Below are 21,300 nucleotides of genomic sequence, written 5' to 3'. Positions count from 1 at the left end.
AGATTGAGTTAAAACATAAATTGACATACTAGATATTGTGGGATAAAATAGATATATGAATTTTAGTGATTGAGGGAGGGCAAATATTTATGTCAGTTAGTGATTATTTTTCAACATTTTGTTCTAATTTAAGAATGAGTTCCGATACGGTATCGACGATTCAATATCGGTATCATCAAATTACCAAACGAATTAATCTTGATTATAGAAATAGTTCATCAGAAACGGCGTATAGTTTATATGTCGGTTCTTACGGTAGAGGTACAGAAATATGGACGAGTGATATAGACATGATTGTACAATTACCATATGAAACTTATGCTAAATTTAACGCATATAGCAGTAATGGTCAGTCAGCCCTTTTGCAAGAGGTAAAAGGCGTTTTACAGAAAACATATAGTACATCTTTTGTTAAGGGTGATGGACAAGTAATTGGTATAAATTTTACGGACGGTATAAATTTTGAAATTGTTCCAGCTTTTATTAACAAAGATGACAGTTATACTTATCCAGATTCCAATGATGGAGGAAGTTGGAAAACTACAGACCCAAGAAAAGAAATTGCTGCTATGAATACAAGAAATAGTAACACTAATAAGAATTTAAAACGACTGTGTAGAATGGCTAGAGCATGGAAAGAAAAATGTAATGTTTCAATGAGTGGAATATTGATAGATACATTAGCCTATAAATTTATTGGAGATTGGGAATATAAAGATAAATCGTATCTGTATTATGATTTTATGAGTAGAGATTTTTTTGAATATCTAAAAAACATTGACACATCTCAAAGTTATTGGCTAGCACCGGGAAGTAACCGCTATGTTTGGAAATCGGGTAGTTTTCAATCAAAGGCAAAAACAGCATATGATAATGCAGTAGCCGCCATATCGTATGAGAACGATAATAAATCATATTCTGCAAAGCAAAAATGGAGAGAAATTTATGGAACGAAATTCCCAGATTAGCCAAGGCTATAAGTTGGAATCACAAATTAGAGAAGCATATGGCAGGGTTACATATACCCAAACCTGTCATGATAAAATCATTAGTCGATTATTAAAAACTAATGACAGAATAAAAATTTGGCAAATTGTTTTGTCAGCGATTACTACGAGTGGTTTTATTGTTGCGATTCTTTCGGAAGATAAAATAGCAAGCGTATTAGGAGCAATTATATCCCTTGTATTACTGATTTTAAATTCTTATACAAAAAACTTCAACTTAGTAGAAAAGGCGCAAGAACATAAGGTAGCGTCAGACGCTTTGTGGAAAATCCGAGAAGAATATGTATCATTATTAACTGATTTTGAAATCTTAGAGCCAGAAGCTATAATGAAAAAAAGAGATGAATTGCAAGAAAGAACTGCTGAAGTATACAGTAACTCTCCTAGAACAGATGGAAAAAGTTATGCAGAAGCTCAAAAGGCTTTGAAGAATGATGAAGAACAAACTTTTTCAGAAAATGAAATAGATATTATGTTACCTAATTCTATAAGGCGCAGTAATAGAGATATAAAATAATAGAAAATGTATGTGAAGGAGTATCGTAAAAATGGTACTCCTTTTTTCTTGTCCAAAATTCAGAAAGGATGTGATACCCATGCCCCGACAAGAACCGCAGGAGCGTTCCCCTCCGCATAACATTATGAGATTCCGCCAGTCACGAGCTGGCAGAAATCCCCTTTATTCGGCTTGGCTACCCTTTACCTGTCAGAATGGGATTTGTCAAGGGTGTGAAGCACAACGCCAGCCCTTGATAAATCACAGGCAGACAGGTATTCTCCACGAAGCTGAATAAGGAACTATCCAAATCCATCAACCATCAATCATCAGAAAGGAAAGGTAAAAACATATGGAACTTAAATTTGTTATCCCCAACATGGAAAAGACATTCGGCAGCTTGGAGTTTGCCGGAGAAGACAAGACAGAACAGCGCAGAATCAATGGGCGCATGACCGTACTCACACGCAGCTTCAATCTTTACTCTGACGTACAGCGGGCGGATGATATTGTCGTGATTCTGCCAGCCGAAGCAGGCGAAAAACATTTTGATTTTGAAGAACGGGTAAAGCTGGTAAATCCTAGTATTACCGCAGAGGGCTATAAAATCGGTACTCGTGGCTTCACAAACTACATCCTCCATGCGGATGACATGGTAAAAGCATAAGGAAAGAGAGGTATTATTTATGAGATTAGCAAATGGAATCGTCATTGACAAGGAGGCAACATTCGGGGCGTTGAAATTCTCCGCCCTCCGCCGTGAGGTACGGATTCAGAACGAGGACGGTACGGTATCGGATGAAATCAAGGAGCGCACTTACGATTTGAAGTCCAGAGGACAGGGGCGCATGATTCAAGTGTCCATCCCTGCCAGCGTACCGCTGAAAGAGTTTGACTACAACGCAGAAGTAGAAATCATCAATCCCGTTGCTGATACCGTCGCAACCGCAACATTTCAAGGGGCGGATGTGGACTGGTATATCAAGGCGGATGATATTGTCTTGAAGAAAGGTGCTGCCCCTGCCGGAAATCCGCAGCCACCAAAGAAAGACAATCCGCCTGCAAAATAGGAAGCCTATGGATGGTATCGCAGGATATGACGAGTACGAAAACGACTTCCGGCTTCTTGCCCTGCCGGAATACCGCTGGATGGCGGAACAGCTATTGAACGAAGCCTTAGAAGATTACAGTCCAACGGAAAATCTGAATGTATTTATGCCGGATTGCCTATGCAATGATATTTCCGGCTATACATTCCTGTTTACAGCCCGTACAGAAGACAGCGAAAAAACCTATTCGCTGCTCTACACGGGCTTTTATTAAATTCAGAGAAAAGGAGTGAATCAAGCATGAAACAGTATCTCCCACGTGGCAAGCGGATTCGTGCCACGGACACAGACTTAGTTTTCCATACTGCCACCGCCGCCCTGCTTCCAGTCTTTCTGCTGATTGTCCTGCTGTTTCATGGCAGATCAATCATGCAGACAGACTGGCAGGATGTTACTTTAACGCAGCTTAAAGAATCCATCCGCATTCCCTATCTGCTTATCAGCATGGGCGTGGCAGGATTTATCTGTCTGGCGGCGGCTCTGGTCTTCCGGCATTACTGCCGTGACTATGTGAAACAGCTCTACCACCGCCAAAAGCTGGCGAAGATGGTTCTGGAAAATAAATGGTATGAAGCGGAACAGGTGCAGTCAGACGGTTTCTTCAAAGACCTGTCCTCCAGCCGTTCAAAGGAGAAAATCAGCTATTTCCCCAAAATCTACTACCAGCTAAAAAACGGGCTGATTCACATTCGGGTGGAAATAACGCTGGGAAAATATCAAGACCAGCTTTTGCACTTGGAAAAGAAACTGGAAAGCGGTTTGTACTGTGAGCTGACCGACAAGGAATTAAAGGATTCTTACGTGGAATATACCTTGCTCTATGACTCTATCGCAAACCGCATTTCCATAGAGGATGTGCAGGCAAAGGATGGCAAGCTCCGGCTGATGAAAAATATCTGGTGGGAGTATGACAAGCTGCCCCATATGCTGATTGCCGGAGGAACGGGTGGCGGTAAGACGTATTTCATTCTGACGCTCATAGAAGCCCTGCTCCGCACAAATGCTGTTCTCTACGTCTTAGACCCGAAGAACGGTGCGAAACGTTTCTACTTGAAAAGAGTAGACACAGCACAATCAACTAAATTTGTGCTGGAGAACTGAACACACGAATAGTCGAATGATGGGGTAACGCCCTGAAAGGCTACTTTAATACTCCGACTGGCAGAATTATGAGTAAATATAAGACTGTCAGAAGCTCGGTGAAGTCGGCAAAGAGATACCGTAACAGATAATGCTGACGAAAAATACCCAGAGGTGGGTGTCGTATCCCATATGCCGGAAGTCTATAAAATATCTATGGTTAGTATGTAGATGAGCGGTCTACTGACGAATCTTTGAATGTACAGGTCTATATCGGGACTGGATAGAAATGTCCAGTGACACAAATAGTGTCGCTACTGTGGGTGAGTAAGACTCGTTTTTATGAAAATCCATATAATGTTACAGGCATTATCAAAGTAGCAGGCTTAGAGAAGAAACCTACGGATATATGTACAGATAGTGTGTTAGGAACGTTGAAAGCTGGCAACATGGAGATTTTACTATCTATGAAGTGTTCACATCATAAGGTTATTGTGAGATTAGCAATGATATAAGGTGTGTTTATGCCAGTGATAGTGGTGGCACAGTACCTATGAAACCATGATAACAATGGTGGAGGGATAGCCACTAGTCATTGAAGAATAGAATTACTAAGAATGGTATGGGTTCGAGTAAGACTAAGAGATGTACTTACTCCTGTCATTAAGGAGGATACAAACCATGCTAAAGAAAGACAAGCTCCGCTATAACGAATATTATGATATGCAACATATTTATGATGAGTTATACGCACAGAGCAAAAATGGTAATAACTTTTATAAGTTACTGGAAATTATTGGTTCAGAACAAAATATCTGCTTGGCATACCGAAATTTAAAAACAAACAGCGGAAGCAAAACCGCTGGTACAGATGGGCTAACGATTGATGATATTAAACATTTGTGTGATGAAGATATTATTATGAAAGTCCGAAGCAGCCTGGATAATTACCAACCAAAATCAGTCAGACGGGTTTTTATTCCTAAATCTGGAAGCGATAAAATGCGACCTCTCGGAATCCCCTGTATCTGGGACAGACTTGTACAACAATGTATCTTGCAAGTCCTAGAACCGATATGCGAACCTAAGTTCCATAATCATTCCTATGGATTCCGTGCGAATCGAAGTGCCCACCATGCACTTGGCAGAGTAACCAGTTTGATAAACATATCAAAGTATCATTACTGCATTGATGTAGATATTAAAGGATTCTTTGATAATGTCAACCACGGGAAATTGTTAAAACAGATTTGGACACTTGGCATTCGGGATAAAAGACTGATTTGCATTATTAGTAAAATGCTGAAAGCTGAAATTGACGGCGAGGGTGTCCCAGAAAAAGGAACTCCGCAAGGCGGTCTGTTAAGTCCCCTGCTCTCGCTCATAGTCCTTAATGAATTGGATTGGTGGGTAAGCAGTCAATGGGAAACTTTCCAGCCAAAGCACCGTAATAAAAACGGTTGGTTCCAATATGCAAAGAAACATACGAGGTTAAAAAGTGGCTTTATTGTGCGTTATGCTGACGATTTTAAAATTATGTGTTCGACCTATGAAGAAGCACAGCGATTCTATCACAGTACCGTAGATTTTCTTAACAAAAGGCTGAAATTAGAAATCAGTCCAGAAAAATCAAAGGTAGTAAATCTGAAGAAAAATTCATCAGATTTTCTGGGATTCAAAATTAAAGTGATTCCAAAAGGGAAAACAAAACATGGATATGTTGCCAAAACAGATATGAACCAGAAAGCACTAAAGAAAGCAAAAACAAATCTAAAGTTAAAAGTCAGGGATATAGTCAGGCACACAACTACTTTCCAGATTGCACGTTATAATCTGGCGGTTATGGGAATGCAGAATTATTATTGTGTGGCTACGAATATATACAACAATTTAACAGAAGTAAGTTACGCTCTTTTACCGACCACCAGAGTTCGCTTTAAAAAGATTGCAAAGCTAATACCTTTTGAAACTACAAGTCAAGATTTCCAGATGAAAACAACTGGAATACGACCACAAACAAAAATTATTATGATTGCCGATACTCCTCTATTGCCAATCAACGGAGTAAAACACAAAAATCCGCTGAATTTCTCACAGGATATATGCAACTTTACAGAACACGGAAGAAGCAGAATACATGAGGAAATAGCATTGGTAACCAAAGGAGAGATACGGATTCTTTTAGAGTATAAAGACACCACAAAGAGTGTTGAATTTAATGATAATCGAATTTCGGTATTTATAGCCCAACAAGGCAATTGCTATATCACTAATCGAAGGCATAGCCCGACTGATATGGTTTGTATCTACAAGAATATTACCGAAACAGATAGAGATAAATACCAAAATCTTGTATTTGTTGAAATACCAATATCAAAAGCGATACTGACTGAATCAGTACAACAGGCAAAAATGTGGTTGATGAACTATGGCTTGAGCAGTCAACAAAAGAAAAAGCTGAACAAAATACGAGCGAACTATGGATACCAAGCAATAAAATAACCAGAACTTATGAATCTATTTGAATATGATGGAACGCCGTATGAAGCGAAAGTTTCATGTACGGTGTGAAGCGGGGGAAAACTTGGAGATAACATCAAAGAGTTACCTATCGCTATCTGACCTTGCGGACTTGGAAGCCGTCATGCCAAACGTCTACTATAAAAAGGATGATATGACCGCCTGCCTTGACCGTTTCTATGATGAAATGATGAAACGCAGCGAGGATATGAAGCAGATGGATGGCTACAAGACAGGGGAAAACTACGCCTACTTGGGATTGCCAGCGAACTTCCTTATCTTTGATGAATATGTGGCGTTCATGGAAATGTTGGGAACAAAAGAGAATGCCATCGTCCTTAACAAGCTGAAACAGATTGTCATGCTGGGGCGGCAGGCCGGATTCTTTCTGATTCTTGCCTGCCAGCGTCCGGACGCAAAATATCTGGGCGACGGAATCCGTGACCAGTTCAATTTCCGTGTGGCTCTTGGGCGTATGTCTGAAATGGGCTATGGGATGATGTTCGGGGAAACCGACAAGGATTTTTTCTTGAAGCAGATAAAAGGGCGTGGCTATGTGGACGTGGGAACAAGCGTCATATCCGAATTTTACACGCCCCTTGTGCCAAAAGGACACGACTTCCTAAAGGAAATCAAACTACTTGCAAACAGCAGGCAGGACACACAGGCGGCGTGCGGAGCGGAAGCCGCAGGGGTGGACTGACCTGCTGGCTGGTGTGCCGCAAGGCACGCCAGCACCTAACCCCCCGTATCTAACAGGGGGGTACAAATCGACTGGAAACAGTCTGAAAATAAAGCGGAATCCTGCTGGTTACATGGGATTCCTTAAAATCCGGCGTGTGTCAGCAAAGTACCGAAAGTTGACATACGCCTTTTTGATGTAATAGGAAATTCCTCCTTACGGAGAAATCTGGAATAAAATAGCCCGCCGGAGGTGGGCATGCTGATAAGACGAATACTTTTAGAAGATATAAAAACCTTCTTCAAATTCGTCATCATCAAGGTCATCATCCTCAGTAAGGAAGTAATGCATATCGAGCAAATCAGAGTCAGTCATATTTTTAACCAGTTTTGCAGTCATGCCTTCCGGAGGATTTTTGATATATTTTTGCCTGAGTCCCTCTATAAATTTTGGATCCATTGTACGCCTCCTGCCAGTTGATAGTTTCAGTATGGAGCAGACAGGAGATAAAATCAAGCACATTTACCACTGGAACGGCAACGATATTTTGCCATTGCCCTTTCGTAGAGTTCATGAAGAGAAACAGGCTTATGATTGTGGTAGAGTTCCAGAAACTCCATTTGGCGGTTACATTTTGGACATTGAAGAGGATCGTAACCGAAGGATAAGAGGAAGAGTTGCCGCCATTTGTTAAAATCAAGCAAAATTCTGTGCTTTGATTTTGGAACAGCCCGGCGAAGGCTTTCGTCAGATTTGCGGTGCCTCGCATAGAGTCCGTAATAACGCGTCATCTTGAAATATTTTTCTGGTATGTGCTGGATAAGCAGGGAAATAAAGTCCATTACTGGGACTGTTTTTTCTACGTAGGAATTATCTTCGTGTTTATTATAGTGGAAAGTCACGTTTTCCCCGTCATAGGAATCAATACGTGAGGAGGCAATCACAGGGCGGCCGAGATAGCGGCTGATGTATTTTACAACAGTGTCAGTATCACAGAGGTTAGGCTTTGCATAAACATAAAACCCATTTTTATCTTTTTTGTAAATGGCAGCCTTGGTCTTTTTGAAGGAAGGGCCAATGCACTTTTCCAATTCATTTAAAAGAGCAGTCTGGAAAGCCTTGCGAAGATAAGTATAGCTAAAGTGTTTGACAACTCTCCAGAAGCCGTCATCGGAGAAACCACCTTCGGTAAGAAGGCAATGGATGTGGGGATTCCATTCCAGGGGTCTGCCGAAGGTGTGCAGGACACAAATGAAACCGGGGACAAAGTTCCTGCTTTTATTCATTTCATGGAACATTCTGAGAATGACGCTGCGAACCGCCTGAAAAAGGCAGTTAAGGCGGGAACGGTCATCCAGAAAGAAAGGGCGAAGGTCTTCATCTATGGTAAAGACGAGATGCCTGTGGGTACAGTCAACGAGCTTAAAGGAGATTTTAGTAGAGCGGTCAATACAGTACTTGTTGCCGCAGGTAGGGCAAAATTTAGAATGACAGCGGAAAGGAACAAATTTAAGTTCGCCGCAGTGGGGACAGCCGTACATGGCACCGCCGTAGGCGGGGTCTCCACAGTTAATCATCTTTTCCACGTTTTCCATAACAATGGGGCGTGGATGAAGAGTATATTCAATTTCTTCGTAATGTTCTCTAAAAATCTTTTGAAGGATGCTCATAAGAGTATTATGAAGGAATTAGGGAGAAAAAACAACCCCACCCCTCAAGATTGAGGGGCAGGGGAGTTGAATAGGCGAAGCCTATTTTTTATTGGAGGGATATTCACTGAATCACGATACTTGGGTACAGGAATTAAAGGAAAAACGCTCCGGCTATGGAATCTCACAGAGCAGACTTGCGATAACTGCTGGCGTGACACGCCAGTATTTAAGCGACATTGAAACGGGCAAGGTACTTCCGTCCGCCGAACGGAAAGCGGCTATCATGGAAGCACTGGAACGGTTCAATCCAGACGCTCCCCTTGAAATGCTCTTTGACTATGTGCGGATTCGCTTCCCTACTCTGGATGTGAAGCACATCGTTGAGGATATTTTGAGGTTGAAGCTGTCCTATATGCTCCATGAAGACTACGGCTTTTATTCTTACGCTGAACATTACTGTCTGGGCGACATATTCGTGCTGGTATCGCCCGAAGTAGAAAAAGGTGTGCTGCTGGAACTGAAAGGGCGTGGCTGCCGCCAGTTTGAAAGCTACCTGCTGGCACAGGAACGGAGCTGGTACGAGTTTTTCATGGACTGTCTGGTGGAGGGCGGCGTGATGAAGCGGCTTGACCTTGCCATCAATGACAAGACAGGGATTCTTAACATCCCCCGTCTGACGGAGAAATGCCGGAATGAGGAATGTGTTTCCGTGTTCCGCAGCTTTAAGAGCTACCGAAGCGGCGAACTGGTGCGGAGGGATGAAAAAGAATGTATGGGAAATACACTGTATATCGGCTCTTTGCAGAGTGAAGTGTACTTCTGCATTTATGAAAAGGATTTTGAACAGTACAAGAAAAATGACATTCCCATAGAGGAAGCCGAAGTTAAGAACCGCTTCGAAATCCGGCTGAAAAATGAGCGTGCCTATTACGCCCTCCGTGACCTGCTGGCATATGACAATCCAGAACGAACCGCTTTTAAGATTATCAACCGCTATGTGCGGTTCGTGGATAAGGACGATACGAAGCCCCGTTCTGAATGGCGGATAAGTGAGGAATGGGTGTGGTTTATCGGAGAGAATCGGGAGAGCATGAAGCTGACAACGAAGCCCGAACCGTATTCATTCCAGCGTACCTTGAACTGGCTTTCCCATCAAGTAGCCCCAACCTTGAAAATGGCTATGAAGCTGGATGAAATCAACCATACGCAGGTCGTAAAGGATATTATCGCCAGTGCGAAGCTGACCGAGCGGCACGAAAAAATCTTAAAGCAGCAAGCAGCCACCGCAAAGGAGGTGGTTATCTAGTTGATTTTTATTCCCTGTTGACATTCAAGCAAAGAAATCCCCTACGGGGATACCACCATGTACGGAAAGCAGGTACATGAATGAGGAAAGGAGCGATTTTATGAATTTCGGACAGAACTTATACAACTGGTTTTTATCAAACGCGCAATCTCTGGTACTGCTGGCAATCGTTGTGATTGGACTTTACCTCGGATTTAAGCGTGAATTTAGCAAGCTTATTGGCTTTCTGATTATCTCGCTGATTGCCGTTGGTCTGGTCTTCAACGCCGCTGGTGTGAAAGATATTCTGTTAGAGCTGTTCAACAAGATTATCGGAGCTTAAATTAGCTTGGTATAATAATCATTTAGTGATACAATACAACTAAATATAATTTTAGGGGTGTATCATGAAAAAAAAGCATATTATTCTTTTGTATATTCTTGTTTTATTGTTATCTTTAGTAATTCCTATAATCATAAATGAAAGCTATAAAGCCAATACGGGCTATATAACGTTATGGGAAGCTAAAGATGTGCTTCTTTATTTTGGTTCAATACTTGGAGCGTTAGGCACTACTTTTATTGGCGTTGTTGCTTTATTTCAAAGTGCACAGGCAAACAAAATCAGTGATAGGCTATTGCAACTTGAAGAAAGGAATAGTACGCCATTTTTGCACATTGATACGGCTAATTGCAAAATTGATACATTCACAAACAGAGAAATCGATATTTCTATTTATTTCAGAAATGCTACGGAAAATGTTATAAATATAGTCCATGTGGATGAGTTAAAAATAGATGCAGTTTTTCTATCTAATACTGATAAAAAGATACCATTTTGTCAAACGTGGACAAGACATTATTCGGTATTACCCAATCAAAGTAGACAAATGAATTTTTATATGACTTCTCCAAAAGAAGAACCAGCATTTGTTTTCTCGGAGTATTTATATAGTAGCGGATTTCTCCAGCTTCATTGTGAATTAAGTATTACTTTAGGATATGCCAATTCAAAAGACATATTTGAACAAAGCTACGAATTTGTTATAAACATTGCTTGTCCTAAAGATAGCAAGAAATACTTTGCAATGTTTGATGGTGTTGAAAACAGCATAGAGAAAACTAATTTTGAAGAAGCAGCCAATAATTAGGCTGCTTCTTACGTTAGAAAGGATGTGGCACACTATCGAAGAAATGAGAATTTATATTGCCAACTTAGGCAAATACAATGAGGGCGAATTGGTCGGGGCATGGTTCATACCGCCCATTGACTTTGACGAAGTAAAGGAGCGTATCGGTTTAAATGACGAATACGAAGAATACGCCATCCATGACTACGAACTGCCCTTTGAAATCGACGAGTACACGCCCATTGAGGAAGTAAACCGCTTATGTGAAATGGTGGAGGACTTATCAGAGGATATACAGGCAGAGCTTCACGAACTGCAATCCTATTTCGGCGGTATCGAAGAATTGTGCGAGCATGAAGACGATATTATCCATTATCCCGATTGTGAGGATATGGCGGATGTAGCACGCTATTTCATTGAAGAAACAGGGGCTTTGGGCGAAGTGCCGGCAAGCCTGCAAAACTACATTGATTATGAAGCCTACGGGCGTGACCTTGAAATCAGCGGCAGTTTTGTTGTCACGAACCACGGCGTATTTGAAATTACTCGTTAAGAATCTGGCAGATCATAACCCGACAGGGCTATTCTGGCAGATTCTTTGTTTTTCGGGGCGGCTTCCATGCTGCCCCACACTTTTTAGAAAGGACTGATTACATGAAGAAAATACGAAGCTACACAAGTATCTGGTCGGTTGAAAAGGTGCTTTATTCCATCAATGACTTTAAGCTGCCATTCCCCATCACATTTACACAAATGACGTGGTTTGTGGTATCGCTGTTTGCTGTCATGCTGCTTGGAAATGTGCCGCCGCTGTCTATGATAGATGGGGCTTTCCTAAAATACTTTGGGATTCCCCTTGCGCTTACATGGTTCATGTGCCAGAAAACCTTTGATGGGAAGAAACCTTACGGCTTTCTGAAATCCGTTATTGCCTATCTGGTGCGCCCGAAACTGACCTATGCAGGAAAGACCGTGAAGCTGGGGAAAGACCATCCGGCAGAATCCATCACGGCAGTTAGGAGTGGAATTTATGGCATATCCGATTAAATATATCGAAAACAATCTGGTGTGGAACAACGACGGGGAATGTTTCGCCTACTATGAGCTGCTTCCCTACAATTATTCGTTCCTTAGTCCAGAACAGAAGTATCAAGTCCACGATTCATTCCGGCAGTTAATCGCACAGAACCGTGACGGAAGAATCCATGCCTTGCAGATTAGTACGGAATCCAGTATAAGGGCGGCGCAGGAACGCTCTAAAAAGGAAGTGTCCGGCAGGCTGAAAGAAATTGCCTATGAAAAAATCGACGCACAGACTGAAGCCCTTATTTCCATGATTGGGGAAAATCAAGTGGACTACCGCTTTTTTATCGGCTTCAAGCTGATTCTGAATGAGCAGGAAGTCACGATTAAAAACGTGGGTAAAGAAGCGGCAAATGCTCTTTCCGACTTCATCCACGATGTGAACCATAAGCTCATGGGGGATTTCGTTTCCATGAACAATGATGAAATCTGGCGTTTCTCTAAGATGGAAAAACTGCTGGAAAATAAAATATCACGCCGCTTTAAAATCCGCCGTCTGGACAAGGACGATTTCGGTTATCTCATTGAACACCTTTACGGGCAGACAGGAACGGCATATGAGGACTACGAATACTATCTGCCGAAGAAAAAACTGGATAAGGAAACGCTGATAAAATATTATGACCTTATCAAGCCGACACGCTGTCTGATTGAAGAAAAACAGCGGTATTTGAAAATTGAGCAGGAGGATTCCACAGCATACGTCGCCTATTTTACCATCAATTCCATTGTGGGCGAACTGGACTTCCCGTCTTCTGAAATCTTCTACTATCAGCAACAGCAATTCACCTTTCCCATTGATACCAGTATGAATGTGGAAATCGTGGCGAACAGGAAAGCACTGTCCACTGTCCGCAACAAGAAGAAAGAGCTGAAAGATTTGGATAACCACGCATGGCAGAGCGACAACGAAACCAGCTCCAATGTGGCGGAAGCACTGGACAGTGTGAACGAGCTGGAAACCACCTTAGACCAGAGCAAGGAATCCATGTATAAACTATCCTACGTGGTGCGTGTTACGGCTCCCGACCTTGACGAGCTGAAACGTCGCTGTAATGAAGTCAAGGACTTCTACGACGATTTGAGCGTGAAGCTGGTACGTCCATTTGGAGATATGCTGGGCTTGCATGGGGAATTTCTGCCTGCCAGCAAACGGTATATGAATGATTACATCCAGTATGTGACGAGCGATTTCCTCGCCGGATTGGGATTCGGGGCAACGCAGATGTTGGGAGAGAATGAGGGAATCTATGTGGGGTATAGCCTTGATACAGGAAGAAATGTGTATCTGAAACCTGCCCTCGCCAGTCAAGGAGTGAAAGGTTCTGTGACTAACGCCCTCGCTGCCGCTTTCGTCGGCTCATTGGGCGGTGGAAAATCATTCTCCAACAACATGATTGTTTATTACTCCGTCCTGTTCGGCGCACAGGCTGTCATTGTAGACCCAAAGGCGGAACGTGGGAACTGGAAAGAAACGCTGCCGGAAATTGCCGACGAAATTAACATTGTCAATCTGACCTCGGACGAGAAAAACAAGGGGCTTCTTGACCCCTACGTGATTATGGAGAATCCGAAAGATTCGGAATCGCTGGCAATCGACATTCTTACATTCCTTACAGGCATTTCCTCCCGTGACGGCGAAAAGTTCCCTGTCCTACGGAAAGCCATTCGTGCCGTAACCAACAGTGAGGAACGGGGCTTAATGAAAGTCATTGAGGAATTACGTGTGGAGGGTACGCCCATCAGCGTAAGCATTGCCGACCATATCGAATCCTTCACAGATTACGATTTTGCACATCTGCTTTTCTCACACGGGGATGTGGAACAGTCCATCAGCCTTGAAAAGCAGTTGAACATCATACAGGTGGCGGATTTGGTGCTGCCGGATAAGGAAACCAGCTTTGAAGAATATACCACAATGGAGCTTTTGTCCGTGGCTATGTTAATCGTTATCAGCACCTTTGCCCTTGACTTCATCCACACAGACCGCAGCATTTTTAAGATTGTAGACCTTGACGAAGCATGGAGCTTCTTACAGGTGGCGCAGGGAAAAACCCTGTCCATGAAGTTAGTGAGAGCTGGGCGAGCCATGAACGCAGGCGTTTACTTTGTCACGCAGAACACAGACGATTTACTGGATGAAAAGCTGAAAAACAATCTCGGCTTAAAATTTGCGTTCCGTTCCACGGATAGTAACGAGATAAAAAAGACGCTCTCCTTTTTCGGAGTGGACGCAGAGGACGAAAATAACCAGAAGCGGTTGCGTGACCTTGAAAATGGACAGTGCCTTATCAGTGACCTATACGGGCGTGTGGGCGTGATACAGTTCCATCCGATATTTGAAGATTTGCTGCACGCCTTTGATACCAGACCGCCCGTCAGAAAAGAGGTGGAGGAATGACAATAAAAAAGCGGTTACACCGGAATCCGACGGCAGGCGGCAAGCCGGAACAGAAAAGAAAATGGAATATGCAGCGGCTTGGAAAAGTGGCAGTTACGGTACTTCTGGTATTCGTGATTGCCATTTTTTTGTTAGCGACGCTGGGAACGGTCGCCCATGCCGCAGGGCTGGTGGATGATACCGTCAATACCGCTAACGAATACAGCAAGTACCCACTGGACAACTACCAGCTTGATTTTTATGTGGACACGGGCTGGGATTGGCTGCCGTGGAACTGGCTGGACGGTATTGGAAAACAGGTTATGTATGGGCTTTACGCCATCACGAATTTTATCTGGACAATCAGCCTGTATCTTTCCAACGCCACGGGCTATCTGATACAGGAAGCCTATTCACTGGACTTCATATCAGCAACGGCGGATTCTATCGGAAAAAATATGCAAACCCTTGCAGGCATTACCCCAAACGGGCTGTCCTCGGAGGGATTTTATATCGGATTCCTGCTGATTCTGATTCTTGTTGTGGGAATCTACGTTGCCTACACAGGGCTTATCAAGCGTGAAACTACAAAAGCAATCCATGCTGTTGTGAATTTCGTGGTGGTGTTCCTGCTGTCAGCGTCCTTTATTGCCTACGCTCCCGACTATATCGGGAAAATCAATGACTTTTCCGCAGACATCAGCAATGCCAGCCTGTCACTGGGAACGAAGATTGTCCTGCCCAACTCGGAGAGCCAGGGGAAAGACAGTGTAGACCTTATCCGTGACAGCCTTTTTTCTATACAAGTAAAACAGCCGTGGCTTCTGCTTCAATACGGCAACTCGGATATGGAGAGTGTTGGTGCGGATCGGGTGGAGAGTTTACTATCCACCAGCCCCGACACCAACAACGGCGAAGACAGGGAAGAAATCGTCGTGGAGGAAATCGAGGACAGAGAGAACACGAACCTTACTGTTACAAAAACCATCAACCGCTTGGGAATGGTGTTCTTCCTCTTTATCTTCAATATTGGTATTTCCGTGTTTGTGTTCCTATTGACTGGCATTATGATTTTCTCGCAGGTGTTATTCATCATTTACGCTATGTTCCTGCCTGTGAGCTTCATTTTAAGTATGGTTCCCACCTTTGACGGAATGTCAAAACGTGCCATCACAAAGCTGTTCAACACCATTCTGACAAGGGCAGGAATCACGCTGATTATCACGACGGCGTTCAGTATATCAACCATGCTCTATACGCTGTCCGCAGGTTATCCGTTCTTCCTCATCGCGTTCTTGCAGATAGTGACCTTTGCCGGAATCTACTTCAAGCTGGGGGATTTAATGAGTATGTTCTCCTTGCAGAGCGGCGATTCCCAAAGCGTGGGAAGCCGTATTATGCGAAGACCCCGTATGCTCATGCACGCCCATATGCACCGCTTACAGCATAAGCTGGGGCGTTCTGTGGCGGCTCTTGGGGCTGGCGCAGCCGTTTCTAAGGCTTCTAAGCAATCGGGGGCGGCTTCCAGTTCGGGAGCTTCCAGAACCACACAGGCAGACCATACCCGACCAGACGGACAGACTGGCACAGAAGAAAAGGCTTCTTTGGGCAAACGGGCTGGACAGGCGGCAGGTGCGGTTTTGGATGCCAAAGGCAAGATTGTTGACACCACCGCAGGGCTGAAAGAACAGGCAAAGGATTTACCCGTCAATGCAAAATATGCCCTTTACCACGGAAAAACGCAGGTATCGGAGGGGGTGCGTGACTTTACATCCAGCATGACACAGACTAGAACCGCCAGAGCGGAGGGGCGCAGGGATAAAGAAGAACAGCGCAGGAAGACCATTGCGGAGCGTCGGGCGGAAATGGAACAGGCGGCGCAGAGGAAAGAGTCTGCCACAGAGCCAAAGAAATCCGCTGCCCCTGTCCATGAACGTCCTGCCACCACTACACCCCAAACAGAATCCCGTGAGCCTGTGGAACGCAGCCAGACACAGACGGCCAGAGCTACGGCACAGGCTGGAAGTGCTGGCAAGCCTACGGAAAGACCTGTGGTATCATCCGTAAAAGAAAAGACGGATATGCCAGCCGTCACGGAACGGCAACCCCTGTCCGGCAGTTCTTCCCATTCAGACAGACCGCTGCCAAAGGCGGCTGCCCCTGCCACCGCAGAGCAAGAGCCGCAGCGACAGTCCATCAAGGAACGCAGTTCCACCGTTAAGCGTGAATCTACCAGAAAGGAGAAGTTCAGAACTGCCACCGAAGTTAAGAAAGGGGAGAAAAAATGAAGCTGAAGCATATCATAATTGCCAGCTCTGGGGTGTTCGTGCTGATTTTCTCCCTGCTCCTGTTTGTGGTCGTCCTGTTCTCGGACGAAGAAGACGGCGGCTCTCATATCCAGTATGGCGGCGTGAATGTGTCAGCGGAGGTACTGGCACATAAGCCCCTGCTGGAAAAGTACGCAAGAGAATACGGGATTGAGGAATACATCAATGTGCTGCTTGTGATTATACAGGTGGAATCCGGCGGTACGCTGGAAGACGTTATGCAGTCCTCGGAATCGCTGGGATTGCCGCCAAACTCACTAAGCACAGAGGAATCCATCAAGCAGGGCTGCAAGTATTTCTCGGAACTGGTGGCTTCCGCCGAAGCAAAGGGCTGTGACCTAAACGCCGTTATTCAGTCCTATAACTACGGCGGCGGCTTTCTTGACTATGTGTCGAACCGTGGAAAAAAATACACTTTTGAACTGGCGGAAAGTTTCGCAAGGGATAAATCCGGCGGAACGAAAGTGACCTATACAAACCCTATCGCTGTGGAGAAAAACGGCGGATGGCGGTATAACTATGGAAATATGTTTTATGTGCTGGTAGTGTCGCAATATCTGACGGTAGCACAGTTTGACGACGAAACGGTACAGGCTATCATGGATGAAGCCTTAAAATATGAGGGCTGGCGGTATGTTTTCGGCGGGGCTTCCCCTACTACCTCCTTTGACTGTTCCGGTCTTGTCCAGTGGTGTTTCGGCAAGGCTGGAATCTCCATGCCACGGACGGCACAGGAACAGTACAATGCGACGCAGCATATTCCCCTGTCCGAAGCAAAGGCTGGGGATTTGGTCTTTTTCCACTCTACCTATAACGCTGGCACTTATATTACGCACGTCGGAATATATCAAGGAAATAACCGTATGTTCCACGCAGGCGACCCTATCGGTTATGCCGATTTGACAAGCTCCTACTGGCAACAGCATTTAGCCAGTGCAGGAAGAATCTCAAAATAGAAAGGATGAAAACCATGATTCAAATAAGAAAAAAAGAAAACCAGAAACCAGAAAAAGAAAAAAAGCCCCGTGTCTACAAGGCGAATACCCACAAGCGGATTGTAATTGCCTTATGGGTGCTGCTGGCGGTCAGCTTCTGCTTTGCGGTCTATAAAAATTTCACAGCGATAGACGTTCATACCATCCATGAAACAAAGGTCATTGAGGAGAAAATCGTTGATACCCACAAGATAGAGAACTTTGTGACGAACTTTGCAAAGGTCTACTATTCATGGGAACAGACGGCAGCTTCCATTGATAGCAGGGAGAACGCCATCAAGAATTATTTGACGGGAGAATTGCAGGCACTTAATAACGATACCATCCGCAAGGATATTCCCGTGTCCTCGGCGGTCAAGGGGGTACAGATATGGTCTGTCACGCAGGCGGATGAAAACCAGTTCTCCGTGATTTTCACTGTGGAACAGTTAATCACGGAGAACGGAAGCACAAAGACAGTGCGTTCCGCTTATGAAGTCACGGTTTATGTGGATGGCTCTGGAAACATGGTTCTCATTAAGAACCCGACCATTACCAGCATACCCGTAAAATCCGGCTACACACCAAAAGCAAAGGAAAGCGACGGTACGGTAGACGCTGTGACAACGGATGAAATCAACGAATTTCTGACGACATTCTTTAAAATCTACCCAACCGCAACCGCTAAAGAGCTATCCTATTATGTGAATGAGGGCGTGTTAAAGCCGATAGGGAAAGATTATGTATTCTCGGAACTGGTAAATCCCATCTATAACCGCAGCGATAGTCAAGTGACGGTTTCCGTGGCTGTGAAGTATCTCGACCAGCAGACAAAGGCGACACAGGTATCACAGTTTGACTTGGTACTGGAAAAGAGCGGGAGCAACTGGAAAATAGCAAAATAAAAGTTTTTTTGGATTGATTTAAACTATAATTCTGTATTGACTTTAATAAAATTTATAGTATACTTAATATTATTAAAGGAGATATGAAAGGAGGGTTGAATTTGGAGATTGATAAAATACCGCAGTGGATATTGGCTTTAGAACAAGAAGACGCCACATTTCTTAAAAATTTTGTTCTAAAGTCAGGTTCATTAAAAGAGATAGCAAAGCTGTACGAAGTTTCATATCCAACGGTTCGGTTACGGTTAGATAAGCTCATACAAAAAATAGAAATCAGTGACCAGCAAGAAGATGAACCATTTCAAACATTTATCAAAGGGTTAGCAGTTGATTCAAAGATTGATTTAGAAACAGCAAAAATTATTATTGACAAGTATAAAAAAGAAAAGGAGAAATAATTATGTCAACTTCACTATTGATTATCGTCGTTTTCGCTGCCATCGTTCTAATGATGGTTGTTCAAACCAATTTAAGTAAATTAAAGTCTCCAGCTTGGGGGGCTATCATCCCCACGGTAGTATTTATTGCCGCAATCTATGCCCATTTCTTTGCCAAAGTGGAATTAAGAATTGGAAGCGTTTTGATTTTTCTAATTCCGTTTATTTGGAGTTTAGAGGAATGGTATAGGGGTAGAAAGAAAAGACTGGTCGAAACAGAAAAAGAAATTACTAAGATGAAGGCAAAGGACATTTAGAAATTGGAGGGTGGTATATGTGGAATTAACGCAGTGGATATTGTGTCCAGTTTGCAATAATAAAACAAGGTTGAAAATTAGAAAAGATACTATTATTAAAAATTTTCCGTTATATTGTCCTAAATGTAAGACGGAAACTTTAATTAGTGTTCTACAACTAAATACTTTTATTGAAAAAGAGCCAGACGCACAGACGCAGAGCCGATAAAATGAGATTTTATAACCTCAATTTATCGGCTCTTTTCATTGGTAAGCAGATTGTAGCTATTCTGCATTTCTGGATTCCTTAATACCATTAGCAAGAGCTTCCATAAGCATTAACTCTTTATCTGTAAAGCTGTCCATCTGTTTTTCTATCTGCCTGCGTCTGGTGCTTTTCGCCAGATCAGCGGCAGGTAAGAAAAACTCGTCAGCGGACACATTTAGCAAGGACACAAGGTCATAGAGCACCTGTAAGCTGGGGTGTTGCCCTTTATTCTCAATGTTCGTTAAATAGCGTGGGTCAATCTCAATCATTGCTCCCACCTGTTCACGGGTTAAACCCCGCTTTTTACGGGCTTCTTTTATCGCAAGCCCAAACGCTCTAAAATCATATTTATCTTCTTTTTTACGCATAATAAACCACCTCTGTACATTTTACTGTTCCTGTTCGATGAGCGACAGGTATAGAAAAACGTATTATAAGGTTTTACAATTCCTATTATGCGGTTTGTATAAAAAAACATACTGCCAGACGGCAAATAAAAAAAACCGTTTTCTGGCAGCATGATTTTCTTGCGTCAAAATCAGTTTTAATCCAGACGACGGTTTGAAGAAAGCCGCCGTCTTTTTGTTTGTTAAATAGAATCCACGGAGGATGTGTTGAAGTTAGCTATGAAAGCTCGGCGGTTTGTAAGGAGGTAGCCGCCATGCACGACACAATCATTCGGCATAATTCTACAACTGGTACGTCATTAAAAAAAGCCATTCTCCTACATTAGATAAAAGCGCCTACCTATATGGTTTTTCAAAATACATAGCAGGTACTAATAAAGCACATAAGCAGATTGTAAAGTCTGTTTGTGTGCTTTTTTGGTTGCCGGAAACTTTTTTCAAAGTTTTTTTGCCAGTAATGCAACTGGCAGCCCTTTCGTGTCGGGACTTAGTGCGAAAGGGGGCAAAGGAGTCCAATCCACTCTCTTTCATGGCAAGAAAGGGGGTGAGATACTATGAAGCCATCTTCTTTTCAGACAACCATTGAAAATCAGTTTGATTACATCTGCAAGCGTGCTATGGACGACGAACGCAAGGATTATATGAAAGCACTGTCCAGACAGTCCAAACGGGAAACACTGTTTTCCGATATGGGCGATTACCTTGTAAGTCAGTTTGCAACCACAGACAGCTATTCATCTGATTTTCATATCTTTATGCTGAATGGTTTAAGTGTTGGTGTGGAAAATGATTTGTTAAGTGAAGCATTACGGAATCTGACAGACAAAAAGCGTGAAATTATCCTGTTGTACTATTTTATGGATATGAACGACACAGAGATTGCAGACCTGCTAAATCTGAATCGTTCCACGGTTTACCGTCACAGAACCAGCGGACTTGCCTTTATCAAAGAATTTATGGAGGGAACCGAAGAATGAAAACTACATATCCCATGATTCCCTTTCCTATTATTGTGGCGGCGACGGATGGAGATACAGAGGCTATCAACCAGATTGTAAAGCATTACAGCGGCTTTATCGCAAAACGCTCCCTCCGCCCCATGAAAGACGAATACGGGAATCAGCACATGGTCGTGGATGAAACTTTACGCCGCAGGATGGAAACCAGACTGATTGCGAAAATTTTATCCTTTGAAATCGGAGAAGAATAAAACATTTTCCCTTTCGTGGAAGCGTGTCGATTTGCTTCACGCTTCCCGAACAGGGATGTTTGCCACTCTATCAAAACATATTGCCGTCAGTGTGTTTTGACAGGCTGACAAG

The 21,300-nt window shown here is 43.4% G+C and carries 23 protein-coding genes and 2 pseudogenes; 22 read left to right on the top strand and 3 right to left on the bottom strand.

The window, feature by feature from the left end:
• Positions 1–89 precede the first annotated feature (89 nt).
• The 8 genes and pseudogenes from FYJ45_RS03005 to FYJ45_RS02970 form a co-directional block, all read left to right on the top strand.
• Positions 90–968 carry an SMODS domain-containing nucleotidyltransferase gene (locus FYJ45_RS03005; RefSeq protein WP_154463422.1) on the top strand — a complete coding sequence of 293 codons (879 nt, stop codon included), beginning with the start codon at positions 90–92 and terminating at the stop codon, positions 966–968.
• Complete coding sequence (locus tag FYJ45_RS03000; protein WP_154463421.1) at positions 946–1,524, top strand: SLATT domain-containing protein; 579 nt, start codon at positions 946–948, stop codon at positions 1,522–1,524. The genes FYJ45_RS03005 and FYJ45_RS03000 overlap by 23 nt, the downstream gene beginning before the upstream one ends.
• 331 nt (positions 1,525–1,855) lie before the next feature.
• A complete protein-coding gene (locus FYJ45_RS02995) occupies positions 1,856–2,170 on the top strand; it encodes a YdcP family protein (RefSeq protein ID WP_154463420.1) in 315 nt (104 codons plus the stop codon).
• Positions 2,171–2,189: 19 nt separating this feature from the next.
• On the top strand, positions 2,190–2,573 hold the full coding sequence (locus tag FYJ45_RS02990; RefSeq protein WP_154463419.1) for a YdcP family protein: 384 nt from the start codon (positions 2,190–2,192) through the stop codon (positions 2,571–2,573).
• Positions 2,574–2,580: 7 nt separating this feature from the next.
• Entirely contained in the window at positions 2,581–2,826 is a 246-nt protein-coding gene (locus FYJ45_RS02985; protein ID WP_154463418.1) for a hypothetical protein, read from the top strand.
• A 26-nt stretch (positions 2,827–2,852) separates the two neighbouring features.
• Positions 2,853–3,644, top strand: a pseudogene (locus FYJ45_RS02980) (ATP-binding protein); the annotation flags it as partial.
• A 729-nt stretch (positions 3,645–4,373) separates the two neighbouring features.
• Positions 4,374–6,194 (top strand): group II intron reverse transcriptase/maturase, encoded by a 1,821-nt coding sequence (ltrA, locus tag FYJ45_RS02975; protein ID WP_154463417.1) that lies wholly within the window; start codon positions 4,374–4,376, stop codon positions 6,192–6,194.
• A 115-nt stretch (positions 6,195–6,309) separates the two neighbouring features.
• Positions 6,310–6,915: pseudogene (locus FYJ45_RS02970) on the top strand (ATP-binding protein); the annotation flags it as partial.
• Positions 6,916–7,173: 258 nt separating this feature from the next.
• Here FYJ45_RS02970 and FYJ45_RS02960 read toward each other — a convergent pair.
• Together FYJ45_RS02960 and FYJ45_RS32520 are read right to left on the bottom strand one after the other, a co-directional pair.
• Positions 7,174–7,353 carry a hypothetical protein gene (locus FYJ45_RS02960; protein WP_154463416.1) on the bottom strand — a complete coding sequence of 60 codons (180 nt, stop codon included), beginning with the start codon at positions 7,351–7,353 and terminating at the stop codon, positions 7,174–7,176.
• A 53-nt stretch (positions 7,354–7,406) separates the two neighbouring features.
• The gene (locus FYJ45_RS32520) at positions 7,407–8,564 is read right to left on the bottom strand and encodes an IS91 family transposase (RefSeq protein ID WP_154463415.1); all 1,158 of its coding nucleotides are present in this window, start codon (positions 8,562–8,564) and stop codon (positions 7,407–7,409) included.
• Between the two features lie 91 nt (positions 8,565–8,655).
• Between FYJ45_RS32520 and mobT the strand changes: the two genes are divergently transcribed.
• From mobT to FYJ45_RS02895, 12 genes are all read left to right on the top strand, one after another.
• Positions 8,656–9,852 carry a MobT family relaxase gene (gene mobT / locus FYJ45_RS02950; protein WP_154463414.1) on the top strand — a complete coding sequence of 399 codons (1,197 nt, stop codon included), beginning with the start codon at positions 8,656–8,658 and terminating at the stop codon, positions 9,850–9,852.
• A 100-nt stretch (positions 9,853–9,952) separates the two neighbouring features.
• The gene (locus FYJ45_RS02945) at positions 9,953–10,174 is read left to right on the top strand and encodes a hypothetical protein (protein ID WP_054354504.1); all 222 of its coding nucleotides are present in this window, start codon (positions 9,953–9,955) and stop codon (positions 10,172–10,174) included.
• A 64-nt stretch (positions 10,175–10,238) separates the two neighbouring features.
• Positions 10,239–10,982: a hypothetical protein gene (locus FYJ45_RS02940; RefSeq protein ID WP_154463413.1), complete on the top strand. Its 744-nt coding sequence runs from the start codon at positions 10,239–10,241 to the stop codon at positions 10,980–10,982.
• A gap of 43 nt (positions 10,983–11,025) precedes the next feature.
• On the top strand, positions 11,026–11,514 hold the full coding sequence (locus tag FYJ45_RS02935) for an antirestriction protein ArdA (protein ID WP_154463458.1): 489 nt from the start codon (positions 11,026–11,028) through the stop codon (positions 11,512–11,514).
• A 101-nt stretch (positions 11,515–11,615) separates the two neighbouring features.
• The gene (locus FYJ45_RS02930; RefSeq protein WP_154463412.1) at positions 11,616–12,008 is read left to right on the top strand and encodes a conjugal transfer protein; all 393 of its coding nucleotides are present in this window, start codon (positions 11,616–11,618) and stop codon (positions 12,006–12,008) included.
• Positions 11,992–14,445, top strand: a complete 2,454-nt coding sequence (gene tcpF, locus FYJ45_RS02925; RefSeq protein ID WP_154463411.1) for a conjugal transfer ATPase TcpF — start codon at positions 11,992–11,994, stop codon at positions 14,443–14,445. The genes FYJ45_RS02930 and tcpF overlap by 17 nt, the downstream gene beginning before the upstream one ends.
• Complete coding sequence (locus tag FYJ45_RS02920; protein ID WP_154463410.1) at positions 14,442–16,712, top strand: CD3337/EF1877 family mobilome membrane protein; 2,271 nt, start codon at positions 14,442–14,444, stop codon at positions 16,710–16,712. The genes tcpF and FYJ45_RS02920 overlap by 4 nt, the downstream gene beginning before the upstream one ends.
• A complete protein-coding gene (locus FYJ45_RS02915) occupies positions 16,709–17,707 on the top strand; it encodes a bifunctional lytic transglycosylase/C40 family peptidase (RefSeq protein ID WP_154463409.1) in 999 nt (332 codons plus the stop codon). The genes FYJ45_RS02920 and FYJ45_RS02915 overlap by 4 nt, the downstream gene beginning before the upstream one ends.
• Before the next feature lie 14 nt (positions 17,708–17,721).
• Positions 17,722–18,630 (top strand): conjugal transfer protein, encoded by a 909-nt coding sequence (locus FYJ45_RS02910; protein ID WP_154463408.1) that lies wholly within the window; start codon positions 17,722–17,724, stop codon positions 18,628–18,630.
• Between the two features lie 101 nt (positions 18,631–18,731).
• Positions 18,732–19,028: a DUF2089 family protein gene (locus tag FYJ45_RS02905; RefSeq protein WP_154463407.1), complete on the top strand. Its 297-nt coding sequence runs from the start codon at positions 18,732–18,734 to the stop codon at positions 19,026–19,028.
• Positions 19,029–19,030: 2 nt separating this feature from the next.
• Complete coding sequence (locus FYJ45_RS02900) at positions 19,031–19,324, top strand: hypothetical protein (protein ID WP_154463406.1); 294 nt, start codon at positions 19,031–19,033, stop codon at positions 19,322–19,324.
• A gap of 19 nt (positions 19,325–19,343) precedes the next feature.
• Positions 19,344–19,532: a cysteine-rich KTR domain-containing protein gene (locus FYJ45_RS02895; RefSeq protein WP_276891075.1), complete on the top strand. Its 189-nt coding sequence runs from the start codon at positions 19,344–19,346 to the stop codon at positions 19,530–19,532.
• 56 nt (positions 19,533–19,588) lie between these two features.
• On the opposite strand, the gene FYJ45_RS02890 is transcribed toward FYJ45_RS02895, so the two are convergent.
• Positions 19,589–19,939 carry a helix-turn-helix domain-containing protein gene (locus FYJ45_RS02890; protein ID WP_154463405.1) on the bottom strand — a complete coding sequence of 117 codons (351 nt, stop codon included), beginning with the start codon at positions 19,937–19,939 and terminating at the stop codon, positions 19,589–19,591.
• 593 nt (positions 19,940–20,532) lie between these two features.
• Between FYJ45_RS02890 and FYJ45_RS02885 the strand changes: the two genes are divergently transcribed.
• Together FYJ45_RS02885 and FYJ45_RS02880 are read left to right on the top strand one after the other, a co-directional pair.
• Positions 20,533–20,955, top strand: coding sequence for a sigma-70 family RNA polymerase sigma factor (locus FYJ45_RS02885; RefSeq protein WP_154463404.1), 423 nt, complete (start codon positions 20,533–20,535; stop codon positions 20,953–20,955).
• Complete coding sequence (locus tag FYJ45_RS02880; RefSeq protein WP_154463403.1) at positions 20,952–21,188, top strand: helix-turn-helix domain-containing protein; 237 nt, start codon at positions 20,952–20,954, stop codon at positions 21,186–21,188. The genes FYJ45_RS02885 and FYJ45_RS02880 overlap by 4 nt, the downstream gene beginning before the upstream one ends.
• Positions 21,189–21,300: the final 112 nt, after the last annotated feature.

Source organism: Eisenbergiella porci, assembly GCF_009696275.1.
GTDB classification, from domain to species: domain Bacteria; phylum Bacillota; class Clostridia; order Lachnospirales; family Lachnospiraceae; genus Eisenbergiella; species Eisenbergiella porci.
This window is presented reverse-complemented; position numbering and strand designations above follow the sequence as displayed.

Coding starts and splice junctions, on each gene's coding strand:
- FYJ45_RS03005 (WP_154463422.1), top strand. CDS start 90: ATGTCAGTTAGTGATTATTTTTCAACATTTTGTTCTAATTTAAGAATG.
- FYJ45_RS03000 (WP_154463421.1), top strand. CDS start 946: ATGGAACGAAATTCCCAGATTAGCCAAGGCTATAAGTTGGAATCACAA.
- FYJ45_RS02995 (WP_154463420.1), top strand. CDS start 1,856: ATGGAACTTAAATTTGTTATCCCCAACATGGAAAAGACATTCGGCAGC.
- FYJ45_RS02990 (WP_154463419.1), top strand. CDS start 2,190: ATGAGATTAGCAAATGGAATCGTCATTGACAAGGAGGCAACATTCGGG.
- FYJ45_RS02985 (WP_154463418.1), top strand. CDS start 2,581: ATGGATGGTATCGCAGGATATGACGAGTACGAAAACGACTTCCGGCTT.
- ltrA (WP_154463417.1), top strand. CDS start 4,374: ATGCTAAAGAAAGACAAGCTCCGCTATAACGAATATTATGATATGCAA.
- FYJ45_RS02960 (WP_154463416.1), bottom strand. CDS start 7,353: ATGGATCCAAAATTTATAGAGGGACTCAGGCAAAAATATATCAAAAAT.
- FYJ45_RS32520 (WP_154463415.1), bottom strand. CDS start 8,564: ATGAGCATCCTTCAAAAGATTTTTAGAGAACATTACGAAGAAATTGAA.
- FYJ45_RS02945 (WP_054354504.1), top strand. CDS start 9,953: ATGAATTTCGGACAGAACTTATACAACTGGTTTTTATCAAACGCGCAA.
- FYJ45_RS02940 (WP_154463413.1), top strand. CDS start 10,239: ATGAAAAAAAAGCATATTATTCTTTTGTATATTCTTGTTTTATTGTTA.
- FYJ45_RS02935 (WP_154463458.1), top strand. CDS start 11,026: ATGAGAATTTATATTGCCAACTTAGGCAAATACAATGAGGGCGAATTG.
- FYJ45_RS02930 (WP_154463412.1), top strand. CDS start 11,616: ATGAAGAAAATACGAAGCTACACAAGTATCTGGTCGGTTGAAAAGGTG.
- tcpF (WP_154463411.1), top strand. CDS start 11,992: ATGGCATATCCGATTAAATATATCGAAAACAATCTGGTGTGGAACAAC.
- FYJ45_RS02920 (WP_154463410.1), top strand. CDS start 14,442: ATGACAATAAAAAAGCGGTTACACCGGAATCCGACGGCAGGCGGCAAG.
- FYJ45_RS02915 (WP_154463409.1), top strand. CDS start 16,709: ATGAAGCTGAAGCATATCATAATTGCCAGCTCTGGGGTGTTCGTGCTG.
- FYJ45_RS02910 (WP_154463408.1), top strand. CDS start 17,722: ATGATTCAAATAAGAAAAAAAGAAAACCAGAAACCAGAAAAAGAAAAA.
- FYJ45_RS02900 (WP_154463406.1), top strand. CDS start 19,031: ATGTCAACTTCACTATTGATTATCGTCGTTTTCGCTGCCATCGTTCTA.
- FYJ45_RS02890 (WP_154463405.1), bottom strand. CDS start 19,939: ATGCGTAAAAAAGAAGATAAATATGATTTTAGAGCGTTTGGGCTTGCG.
- FYJ45_RS02885 (WP_154463404.1), top strand. CDS start 20,533: ATGAAGCCATCTTCTTTTCAGACAACCATTGAAAATCAGTTTGATTAC.
- FYJ45_RS02880 (WP_154463403.1), top strand. CDS start 20,952: ATGAAAACTACATATCCCATGATTCCCTTTCCTATTATTGTGGCGGCG.